This is a genomic window from Pelagibius litoralis, assembly GCF_011683915.1.
Taxonomy (GTDB): domain Bacteria; phylum Pseudomonadota; class Alphaproteobacteria; order Kiloniellales; family Kiloniellaceae; genus Pelagibius; species Pelagibius litoralis.
Window position 1 is genome coordinate 1 of the sequence record NZ_JAAQPH010000022.1, and the last position, 11403, is coordinate 11403.

Here is an 11403-nt window from a genome sequence, read left to right on the forward strand (position 1 = left end):
ACATACGAAAATAGTGCTCCGCTCTCCCGATCCTCGCCCCGCATCGCGCCCTCCATGATCGCAAACCAAACGCCATAGAGAATCACGACCAAAAGACTTCGGCGAGCCCTTTTTCAGCAGCCTGCTAGATCGGATCATGTTTTGACGGAACCACTTCGTGGTTGCGCCAAAACATGTGAATCCGATCGCCATCAAACAGTTAGAGCAGATTCACCCGGTCGATGGATCGCCTTCGGCGATTCCATCCGACAGAGATCTGCTCTAGTAGTCCCACTTGAAGCGCACACCGGATTTACTGGCTCCGGAGCCGGTAACTTCGCTCTCCACCGTGATGTTGGGCGTCAGCTCGACCTCCACGCCGGCGGCGCTGGATTGCGATGACGCGCCCTGCTTGACGCCGACATAGACGCCATCGGTCAGGTACTTTCCGGCTTCAAGGGCAGGGCCGCCCCCGGCCGTTTCCACCCGCAGGACATCGACGCCGAGGGTGCGGCGGGCAAAGCCAAGGATGTCTGTGCCCCCGCCGTTGCCCGTCAGGTCCCTTAACGCGATGGCAAGCTGGGCCGCCTCGGCAGCGGTCAGGCTGGCGGCTGACTTGTTGAACAGAATGCGGGAAATGATTTCGTCGCGCGGCACCTCGGGGGAGGATGTCAGCGTCAGCTCCGGCTTGGTCAGGGGGCCGCTGAGCCGCGCGGTAACCTCCAGTTCCTGGCCTTTGTGGACGGCGGTCACATCCAGGGTCGGCTCGCTGGACGTGGATTGCGGCAGAACCACTCTGCCGGCCTGCAGATCGAAAGCCTTACCGATCACGTCGAGGCGGCCGCGAACGATCGACAGGTCGCCGGTGACAACGGGGTCGGCGGCGCTGCCCTGCACGGAAATGCGGCCGGCCCATTCTGAGTCCAGCCCACGCCCGCGCACAAAAACCCGCCGTGGCATGTCGATGACGATGTCGAGAGCGGCATCGACTGCCGGCGCCGCATCTTCCTGCTCCGGGTTGGTCTGAACCACGCCGTCTTTTATCTCGATGACGTCGAGACTGACAACGTTGGGCGGCAGGTTGTTGAGCAGGCTGACTTCGACGGTCTCCGTCGTCAGCCGGGCGACCACACGGGGGGCCTCCACCGTGCCGTCGATTTCCACGCTGCCGCTGGCGACAGCGGTTACGTCATCGCGGCGTAGGGCATTCAGCTTCTCAAGCTGGACCGCAATCTCGAAGGGGAATTGCTGGGCGGGATCGATAGCCAGCCGGCCCTTGCCGGTTACCTGACCACCGGCCCCGTCATTGGCGGTGAGGCTCGCGAGCGTCATCCGGTCGTCGGCGACCTCGGCGCGCAGAGTGATGTCATTCAGAATTGTCCCGGTTTCCACGTTTTCATAGCGTCCCTGGTCCAGCATGACGGTACCGTTCACCGTCGGTGCGCCCGCTGTGCCACTGACCTTCAGGGCCATGGCAGCCTCGCCCTTCAGCCGATGCTGTGGCAGGGGCACGAAAAGAAGCAGCGCGGTGATATCGCCGGACCATTCAATCTGACCGGAAAGCGGCGCCTGGGGCGGAACCTCGATGGCGCCTTCGGCGCTCAGGTTGAGCGGCGCATCGGCGCTGAAGCCAGCGGCAGCGACATCGGCCCCGCCAAGCTGCCCGTCCAGCTTCACACGCCCGCCGCGCCAGTCAGCCTTTGCCGTCAGGTCGAGCGTGGGAATGTCCGTGCTGCCGCGCGGATGCAGTTCCCTGGCGCTCAGGCTGGCCGTGCCGGTCGGATCGTCGAGAGGGCCCTGCAGGTTGACCTCGGCAGTGACCAGGCCGTCGACGCCGGACTCCCAGAAGGCATCGACGCGTCGCAGCGGCAGTGCATCCAGCCTCGCCGCCAGGGCGATGTCACGATCCCCCAACCGGACCTCTGCGGTCAGCCGGGTCTTGCCGGAGGTGATGTCGAGACCGGTCAGCCGCGTCTCGGTCGGTGCCAGGGTGAGGGTGGCCGTATCGCGCAGGGTGAGCGCTTCGCCGAACAGCCGGCCTGCCGCCTGGTTGAGCGCCAGGGTCACTGTGCCGGCCTGCTGCGCTACGCGGCCCGCGGCGGAGAGTTCGAAGGGCTCGATCCAGTCACCGGCGCCGGAGAGTCTGAATTCAAGGTCGCTGATTGTGCCCTTGCCGTCGAGGTCGACACGCCGGGCATCGAGACCCTGCCAGCGCAGAGTATCGGCTGTGATCGCGAAACCTGCCGGCTGCGCCAAGGCCAGGTCCTGGGCCTGCAGCTTGAAAGTGAGGCTTTCGGCACTGACTGCTGCAGCATCTTCCCCCGGCTGCAGCGTAACCCCGGAAAGCGCGGCGCTCACCATCACCGGCGCGGCTTCACCGCTGCGGTTCAGTCTGACATCCAGTTTTCCCCGGCCGCCGCCCGAAAGCTCGGCCAGGCTGAGCCAGGGGCCAAGGTCGTCAAACATGACCTGCAGTGCCGCGACCGGATCGCCGCCATCAAGCGGCACGACAAGTTCACCGTTTATGGCGGTCTCCGGCAGGGTGGCCGCCAAGTTGGCCAGGGTCAGGCTGTCATCGCGCAGCCGCAGTTCGCTGCGCCCTTCAAGCGGACCCAGGGGGCTCGTCAGGGCCAGGGTCACCGGCCCGTCAATTTCCGCACCGGCGATACGCAGCCGGTAGGTCGCGGCCAACTGCCTCAATGTCTGCCCTTCGACCGTCAGCCCCTCGAGCTGCGCCTCGCCACTGACATCAAGTGTATCGAAAGGTCCTGCCGCTTGCCCTTCGACCGTCGCCACGCCGGCGGTGTCGATGCCCAGCGCTTCTGCGAGCACAGCCGCATCGGGCAGACGAAGACTGTAGCGGGCGTCGCGGAGTTCCGCGTCGGCTGTGATCGCCAAGCTGGCTGTGACGTCGGCGGCGTTCGACCGTCCGGTCACCTCCTCAATGCGCAGGCTGCTGCCGTCGAACGTCAAGCGGGTCGTCAGGCCCATGCCCCTGCCGGCGGCGGCGGCGATCAAGGCTATGTCGCTGGATGGCCGATCCCAGCGGCCCCGCAGCTCGGCGGCAAGACGATTGCCGAAGTCCTCTACCGTCAGCGGCCCGGCAAGGCGCGCGGCGCCGCCAAGTGAGATACTGGTCAGCGGTTGCAGAGCGGCCAACTCGGTCACTTCAACGGCAACTTCGAGCGTCGCCGTCCCCGCCTCGGCGCTGGCCTGCCCGCTGCCCGAAACCGTTGCTGCCTCGGTCGTGGCTTCCAGTCTGTCGATGTCGAGAGACAGGCTGCCGGTATCGACTTGCGCATCCAAAACCCAGGTGAGCCGGGGGCCGAGCAGCTGGTTGACGGCGTCCTGGCCGGGCAGGCGCAGCGCCTCCAGCTGTCCTTGCAGTGCCAGTGCAACGACTGGAACCTCGTTGAGGAAATCGCTCTCCGCCGTCAGCCGGCCGCTTGCCTCTGCGGTGCCGGCTTCGAAATCGGGGTTACCGATGCCACCGGTCTGCAGCTTGATTTCCGCTTGCGGCCGGTTGAGCGTGCCGCTCAGCAGAATGTCGGCGGACAACTGGTCGAGGCGGTCCAGGCCCAGCAGCGTGGCAAGCGCCATGCTTTCGCCGGCTTCAACTTTCAGGGCCAGGTCGAGGATGTCCGATGCCATGTCTATCTTGCCATCAGTCGACAGGCGGAAGGTATCGTTCGTCACCGCCAGGCGGTCGAGTTGCAGGCGCCGGGCTTCCTGCCAGCTGCCGTCGAAGATAATTTCGCTGCGTCCGGTGATCAGGTCCAGGGCGGCGGTCTGCTGCACCGGCTGGACCTCGCTGTGCCCTTTCAGCAGAAAGCCGAGGTCGCCGTTATCGGTTCGCCGCAGCGCGATATCGGCCTGCGCCTGCACGACCTTGCCGAGGGAAAAGGCGAAGTCGCCGTCCCAGGCGGTGAGGGGGCCGCTGCCGGCCAGCGTCAGTTCGGTGCCGGGCAGGTCCGGCGTGCCCAGCAGGCTGGGGAGGATGCCGCCGGGAGCCTCTGCAGCATCGACTTCAGCGGTCAGGGAATCATTCTTGGGATCGTAGCGTAGATCTGCCCGCACCCGCATCTCCGGCCCATCGAGGCGGCGCAGGTCGAGCGCCGCAGAGAGCGGGCCGCTGTCTGCGCCCTGGGCCTCGCCGGTCAGGGTGAAGCTTGCGGTCTGCCCCAGAACCGACGGGCCGAGAGAAATCTTGTCGGCGGCGAGTCGTCCAATCCTGACGTTCAGCGGAAAATCCACCAGATCGCGGAGATCGCCGGTCCCCGTGCTGTCATCGGGAATCCCCTCCGGCCTGACCGGCGGGCGGGGGATGTCGATGGCGGTCAACGACAAGGCCTCGACGTCCAGGGTTTGGCCCAACAGCCGCCAGGGCCGCCAGTCGATCTCCAGCATAGAGACGGTAAGCCAGGGGCCGGCCGCATCACTCAATACCAAATCGTGGGCGCTCAACGATCCCAGCAGATCGCCGTCAATCCGGCCGATCGAGACTTCTGTTTCGCCGGGGGTGCTGACGGCTGCTTCGATCTGGCGGACCAGCCAGTCACGCCCGCCGTCGCTTTGCAGCCAGCCGTAGCCCAGGCCAGCGCCGGCAGCGGTGAACAGCACCAGACCGCTGAACCCGATGGCCAGCCTTTTCAGCACCATTCTTGCCCTGTTCATCTCAGAAGGCCTGTCCGAAACTTACGTAGAACTGGAATGCGTCATCGACGTCGTCGCGCCGGTTGAGGGGAAAGGCGACGTCCAGGCGGACCGGACCGAAGCCGGTAAAGTACCTGAGACCCAGGCCCGCTGCCCAGCGCAGCGGGTCATCACCGTTGAACCAGGGGTCATCATAGACCGTACCGCCATCGATGAAAGGCACCACGCCGATCTCATCGGTCACCCGAACCCGAATTTCGGCGCCCAATTCGACGAGGGAAGAGCCGCCGAAGGGATCGTCGTCATCGTCAAGCGGGCCCACAAGTTGGTACTCGTAGCCGCGGATCGATCCGCCGCCACCGGCATAGAACCGCCGATTCGCCGGCAGGACCTCGGTTTCCTCCCCGACGATCGAGCCGACCCTTGCTCGGCCGGCCAGCACGAAACGCTCCGCTTCGTCGATCGCATAGTACGCCGAGCCGCCGACCACGGCCGTAAGAAAGAGCAGGGATTCGTCGCCAACGCCGGTCGTGGGGGTGAGGGAGAACAGCAAGCGAGTTCCACTGGCGGGGTCGAGAGGGTCGTCGGTGGTGTCCCGGGCGGCGGTCAGGGGCAGGCCGAAAAGCGTGAACTGGCGCTCGCCGGTCTGTCCGTTAGCATTCTCGTCGACGATCTCATAGCCGGCCGAAACACCCGCCGAAACACGCCAGTTTTCCAGCACCGAGCGCTCCAGCGCGACCAGTCCTTCGATCGATTGGCGCTCGAAGGCGTCATTGTCCTGGAAACCGCCGGTGAGGTCTGCCAGCAGCGCCTGATCGGGCCTGAGAAAGGCAGGCTTGCGAAAATCAATCCTGCCGGTTTGTTCGATAAGGGAACCGGTGCCGCTGACGCGCAGCCTTTCGTTCTCCCCAAAGAAGTTGCGGTGTTCCCAGAAAACCTCGCCGCCCGCCCCGATATCCGACGAGATCGAAGCCCCGATGCCGATGGAGCGGTGTTCGCGTTCGACAAGAGTGACCGTCACCGGCAGCGAGCCATCGGCCTTGGGCGCCGTGTCCGTTTCGGCGTTGACCGTTGAAAAGAGGCCGGTTTCCGAGATCTTTCTTTGCATCTGACGGACAATCCTGCGGTCGTAGAGGGTGCCTTCCGGCCACTCGGCGATGCGCTGCAGGTAATCTGCTCGGACCTGCTCCTGCCCCTCGAAGGAAAGCGGCCCGAAGGTAGCCCTGGGGCCCGCAGCGACGGCGAGCCGCACGGTCATCTCCATCTTCTCGTTATCGACGAAGGTCTTTCGCTCGGCCACGTGGGCGAAGGGGTGGCCCCGTTCCAGCAGCAGGTTAACCAGGTTCTGCTCGGCGGCCACAATGGCCGGGGCCCGCGCCGGCATGCCGATCCGGATATCGATGTCGCCAAGCATCGGCTGCACGTCCTCTGGCGGCGGGGTGTTTTCCACGTAGCTGATTTCATAGGATCTGAGGCTGTAGCGCGGACCCGTCAGGATGATCAGGTCAACGACTGCCGGCTGGGCCTGGGTATCGATGTCGAGGTCGATCTGTGAAGCATAAAATCCTTCCGAGCGCAGGGCGGCCTGCAGCCGCTCGACATCCGCCTTGGCGCGTCGACGCAGACCGATGGTTGTCGCCGGAGGGTTGTCGGTCAGGCTGATCAGTTGGGAAGAAGCCTCCAGGATCGACTGTAGATCGCCGTCTTCGATTCCGGTCAACTTGACCGTGTAGTCAACAGCTGCTTCTTCGGCCCCCGCCGCTGCCGGGGCGTCCGGTTCATTGAAGAACTCCGGTGCCTGCTGTGCCGCCGCCGGACCCGCAAAGCCGGTAAGCTTGGCGCAGAGGAGGGCGGCAAGCGCGGCCGTTTGCAGGCTGCGGAGCCGATTCCGCGCCGTTATTTGTCGTCCCAAGGCTATTGATTCTATCCCTTCGCCCGAACCACTGTTGCTTTGGCTGACATCTGCCCGATCTCTGGTCCAGCCGAGAAGCTGAAATCTAGCTGCTTTTGGGCCGTTTCTCCCCAAAATAGTTGCGCTTCCGGGTAATTTTCCCGGCCCGCCCAGGCATTAGATCCGCCGGCGCGACGCAACCAATCGATTCCTTCGCTGGATCAACATCTGCGCAGGTGAAGAGTTCCAGTCACTGCAGCGGGACTGTGACTGACGCGCGAGACTCAGCCTTTCGATAAGGGCCATGCCATGCAAGCGCGCCGTCCTGTCGTCCAGACCGGGGCGCTTTCACTATAGACCCCTAGGTGGTGCCCCGTCCGGCCGATCAAAGGATAGTAAAGGCTGAGCACGCAACGCCAGGCTTGGATTCCACGATTTGCCGATGTCTCCCCGATACGATGTCGGCAGGATCGTCGGTCGCGGTTACTCCCGGGGTGCGGTGGGCTCGAGCAAGTCGTTCTCGCCCAATGACGCTCGTTCTGCCTCAACTTTTTCTGCAATTGATGATTCCCTGAATGCGTCACCGACTTCGGGGCTCTCGGCTGTGGTCGCCGCCGGTTCAGGCTTGTGGTACAGGGGTGCTTTGGATCGATCAGCAAGGGTTGCGATTGGCCCAGGCGTGTCTATGCGAATGCGATAGATCGGTTCCGGCAGCATCGCGCCGGCGGGCATTGACACGTTAAGTCGGAGGGCGAGGCGGGCTGAGGTCGCTACGGTCTCCGGGTGACCCCGATTCTCTTCAAGCGTCGTCGTTTTTCACCGGTGATCATTCAATACGCAGTCTGGCTCTACACCCGGTTTACCCTGTCGTTTCGTAATGTCGTGGATCTGCTGGCCGAACGTGGCATCGATGTATCCAACGAAACGGTGCGGCGCTGGTTCCTGAAATTCGGGCGGCTGGTCGCCGTCAACCTTCGCCGCAGTCGTCCGCGCGTTAGAGCACATTGGCATATCGATGAGATCGTCATCAAATCCGCGGCCGGAGACATTGGCTGTGGCGCGCGGTCGACGACGAAGGCGAGGTGCTGGACTTTCTGATGCAGCCACAGCGCTGCGCCAAATCGGCGAGACGATTGCTCCGGAACTTGCTGAAGAAGCAGGACTTCGCGCCGAAGCGGATCACCACGGACAAGCTAAAATCCTACGCCGTTGCTATTCGCAAAGCGGCTCCTTGCAGATGGTATCGGCAATCTGTTGATGTCTTGGGGGACTGAATTTGGATGATTTTTTTGGATACCTGCCGATCATCAGACTGGTATTATAAGCGAGTGTCGGCCTCTGTGGTTACTGGTGACAGATCTTGAAGCCATGCCCTCCTGTGGGTAGGTGCCCCCTCATAACTTGAAGGCTGAGGGCGTCAAGGAAACGCTCCGGGGGAGCGTTTCTAGACCGAAGGGCGAGCACCGGCGAACAGCCGGAGCGCAGTCTGCGTAGGTTCAAATCCTATCCCCGCATCCAACCCGAAAAAGTGGTGCCAGAATTCACGAGACTGTGCTCAACATCGTGATCGTCGTGGTCTACGACAAAAGTCCATAGACCTCTAGAGTCTTATCTATACCAATGACTAATCCAAATATAGGTGAGGCAATCTACAGCTTGCGGCGTGTTATAGGTTCAAATCGGAGCCCGATTTGGCGGTTCTCCCGCCGGCATCCCTCGTACTCAACGACTCAGCCCCAATCAGAGTATCAGGGGATCAACAACCGTGGACCCTCGACTTCGCTGGCACCTACGGTCAGATCTTCAACCGTAAGGTCGTCCTTGTCGAACTCGGCGTTCACAGCAACTTCTGAGCTTGCATCGACATCGGTCGAGGCGACAAAAGCGGACACGCGCCGGGTTGATGATTCGCCCTTGATGGGCGTCAATAACGGATGGCGGCGATGGCAATTCCAGCCATGATCAAAGAGCGGAGGATCCACCAACTATGGTTCCAATAATCGACCTCTACCTTTGTCTGCCCAGCGACCGACAAGCAGATGTTTTCGAGTTCAAAGTAGTCACTCCTTTGATTGTCAGTTGCTCAATCAGCTCGCCCAATTCGCTATTGTCCTCCAAGTTCCACGGCGTTTGTATCGCGGTCCCCCGTCTCCAAATTGGATCGTTGGTCGTATCCATTAGGCTCTCTAAAGATTGGCTTCCTCTGCCCAAATAGTTCTATATAACTTTTCAGAATACGATCGGCTGATTTACGACTTTGACATATAGCCTGATGGCTCCCTAGCTTTGTTGACCGTCAAAAGGAGAACAAAGCAATGAGAACGGGGAACAGGGTCTTTGGGATATTGGGTCTGGCCGTCGCGGCGCTGGCTGTACCTCAGGTCGATACCGCGCAGGCTGAGACACTGCGGGTCGCGGTTAACACCTCCGACGTCGCCAATCTGGATCCGCATCGCGCCACCGCGACCGCCGACAAAGGCCTGGTCGGGTGGATGTTCAACGCCTTGGTCCGCTTTCCGCCCGGCAGTTCCAACCCCGCGGAAATCGAGCCCGATCTGGCAGAGAGCTGGAGCGTTTCCGATGATGGCCTGGTCTGGACTTTCAAGCTGCGTGAAGGCGTCAGGTTTCACGGCGACTGGGGCGAACTGAGTGCCGAGGACGTGGTCTACTCGTTGAAGCGCGCGGCGGACCCGGAGCGATCTTCCTTTGCCGGCACCTACGATGGTTTCGAAGAGATCACCGCCGTCGACCCCCGAACCGTACGTGTCGAACTGTCCTATCCGGTGCCGGGTTTCCTGGGTCTGGTGGCCAACTATCACGGTGGCAACATCGTCAGCAAAGCAGCAGCCGATTCTCTGGGTGCAGATTTCAACAGCAAGCCGATCGGCACCGGACCCTTTGCGCTCACCGAGCGGGTCACCCAACAGCATGTGCGCCTCGATGCTCATGGGGGCTATTTCCGCGGAACCCCGAAGATCGAAACCATCATGTACCGTTTCATTCCTTCGGATTCGAGCCGGGAGCTGGCTTTCACCTCGGGTGAGCTGGATATCATCTACGGCAAACGCGAGCAGCGCTGGGTCGAGACGACGCGAAGGAACGATGAAGCCGAAGTCGATATCTTCCTGCCCGGCGAGTTCCGCACGGTGCATCTGAATCGCTCGGTGAAGCCGCTGGACGACATCAAGGTGCGCAAGGCGATTGCTCACGCCATAAAGATCGACGACATCGTCGCTTATGTCGGTGCCGACGTCGGCCCCAAGGGCTGCTCGGTCGTGCCGACAGGCTATCTCGGCGAAGACTGCTCCTGGGGCTACGAATATGATCTTGAGAAGGCCAAGGCTTTGTTGGCGCAGGCCGGTCATCCCGACGGCTTCGAGATCACCTCGGTGGTGTCGAGCAACGCCTCGCAGTTGCCGATCATGGAGGTTATCCAGTCACAGTTGGCGGCAGTCGGCATCAAGATGAACATGAACGTGGTGGATCATCCGACCTATCATCAGCAGATCCGTCAGGACGCCAGCGCCATTACGTTTTATGGCGCCGCGCGCTTCCCGATGGCCGACAGCTACCTGACGCAGTTCTACCACTCTGCCGCGACCGTCGGCACACCGACCGCGATCACCAACTTCTCGCACTGCGATGTGGCGGATGCCGAGATCGAGGCAGCGCGTCAAACTGCCGACGAGGCAGAGCGCATGAAGCTCTGGGCCCAGGCACAGCAGAAAATCCACGACGCGGTTTGCAGCGTGCCGCTGTTCAGTTTGCTACAGGTCTGGCTGCGTGATGACGGCCTGGACTATGGCTACGCGCTTAAAGGTTCGATGAACCTGGCGCCGCCGATCACCGAAGCGACGACCATCAGTCGCTAAGAAGGTTCCGGGAGATCTCCGCCGCCGCCTTTCGCGTTTCGTCCACAAAGGCGTCCACCAGGTCCATGTTGCGGGCCTCGCGTGGACGGCAGAGGAGGAAATCGAGGGGTGTCGGCGGGTCGAAGGGACGCACCACCACCCGGCCGCGCACCGATTCCAAAAGCAGGGGATGTACGAGCGTTACGCCAAGGCCGGCGGCGACCAACTCGCAAACCGTCGGCGCCATGGACGCGTCGAGCCCGACGGTTGGTGTCAGCCCGAATTTCCTGAATACCGCGTCGATACGCAGTTGGGTGTGGCTGCCCGGGGAAAAGGAGATAAAGCGCTCCTCCACCAGGTCGGCCGGCGTGACCTTGCGTTTCTTCGCCAGGCGGTGGCCGATGGGCATGGCGCACACAAGGGGTTGGCTGATAAGTGGTTCGGCTTCGAAATGCTGATGATCGACTTTCATGGAGATAACGCCGACGTCCAGTTGACGGGCGATCAGCCAGTCGGCGATGAACTGCGACGAGCGTGCCGCCACGGAGACATAGGCGTTGGGGTGGCGCTTGAGGAAGCCGGCCACGGCTTGGCGGATAAAGGGGCCGGCCAGCCCGGGCATCACGCCGATGAGCAGGCGCTCATTGTCTTCGCGGCGGATCGACTCAACGGCGCGCTCGATCTGTTTTACGCCGGCAAAGATCCGATCGATCTCCTCATAGAGCCGCATACCGCGTTCCGTCGGGACCAGCCGGCCACGCCTGCGGTCAAAGAGCTGGAGACCGGTATCCTCTTCCAGGTGGGTCAGTAACTTGCTCGCCGCCGGCTGGGAAACGTGGAGCAGTTCTGCCGCCCGGCTGACTGTTCCGGTCTCAATGACGGCTTTGAAAGCCTCGATCTGGCGGAGGTTCGGGGCGCGCATCGGTATAACCTTTTCGAATACACATGGCCAAAATATGCTTTTGAAATTCTACTCACGCTGTTGATAGCATGGCAACAAGCAACAGGAACGAAGCCCTTGCAGTCCGC

At 62.2% G+C, this 11403-nt stretch carries 7 protein-coding genes; 3 read left to right on the forward strand and 4 right to left on the reverse strand.

Going from position 1 to position 11403, the window contains the following annotated elements; genetic code table 11:
• Positions 1-261: 261 nt before the first annotated feature.
• Positions 262-4653, reverse strand: a complete 4392-nt coding sequence (locus tag HBA54_RS22680) for a translocation/assembly module TamB domain-containing protein (RefSeq protein WP_167229007.1) — start codon at positions 4651-4653, stop codon at positions 262-264.
• A gap of 1 nt (position 4654) precedes the next feature.
• Positions 4655-6544 carry an autotransporter assembly complex protein TamA gene (locus HBA54_RS22685; protein WP_167229009.1) on the reverse strand — a complete coding sequence of 630 codons (1890 nt, stop codon included), beginning with the start codon at positions 6542-6544 and terminating at the stop codon, positions 4655-4657.
• Between the two features lie 762 nt (positions 6545-7306).
• Between HBA54_RS22685 and HBA54_RS22690 the strand changes: the two genes are divergently transcribed.
• Positions 7307-7621, forward strand: coding sequence for an IS6 family transposase (locus HBA54_RS22690; protein ID WP_167229011.1), 315 nt, complete (start codon positions 7307-7309; stop codon positions 7619-7621).
• Positions 7606-7797 (forward strand): DDE-type integrase/transposase/recombinase, encoded by a 192-nt coding sequence (locus HBA54_RS29950; RefSeq protein ID WP_367575720.1) that lies wholly within the window; start codon positions 7606-7608, stop codon positions 7795-7797. The genes HBA54_RS22690 and HBA54_RS29950 overlap by 16 nt, the downstream gene beginning before the upstream one ends.
• A gap of 474 nt (positions 7798-8271) precedes the next feature.
• Here the strand turns inward: HBA54_RS29950 and HBA54_RS22700 are convergent, their stop codons facing one another.
• The gene (locus HBA54_RS22700; protein ID WP_167229013.1) at positions 8272-8508 is read right to left on the reverse strand and encodes a hypothetical protein; all 237 of its coding nucleotides are present in this window, start codon (positions 8506-8508) and stop codon (positions 8272-8274) included.
• Between the two features lie 330 nt (positions 8509-8838).
• Between HBA54_RS22700 and HBA54_RS22705 the strand changes: the two genes are divergently transcribed.
• Complete coding sequence (locus HBA54_RS22705) at positions 8839-10395, forward strand: ABC transporter substrate-binding protein (protein ID WP_167229015.1); 1557 nt, start codon at positions 8839-8841, stop codon at positions 10393-10395.
• On the opposite strand, the gene HBA54_RS22710 is transcribed toward HBA54_RS22705, so the two are convergent.
• Entirely contained in the window at positions 10385-11296 is a 912-nt protein-coding gene (locus HBA54_RS22710) for a LysR substrate-binding domain-containing protein (protein ID WP_167229017.1), read from the reverse strand. The genes HBA54_RS22705 and HBA54_RS22710 overlap by 11 nt on opposite strands.
• Positions 11297-11403 lie beyond the last annotated feature (107 nt).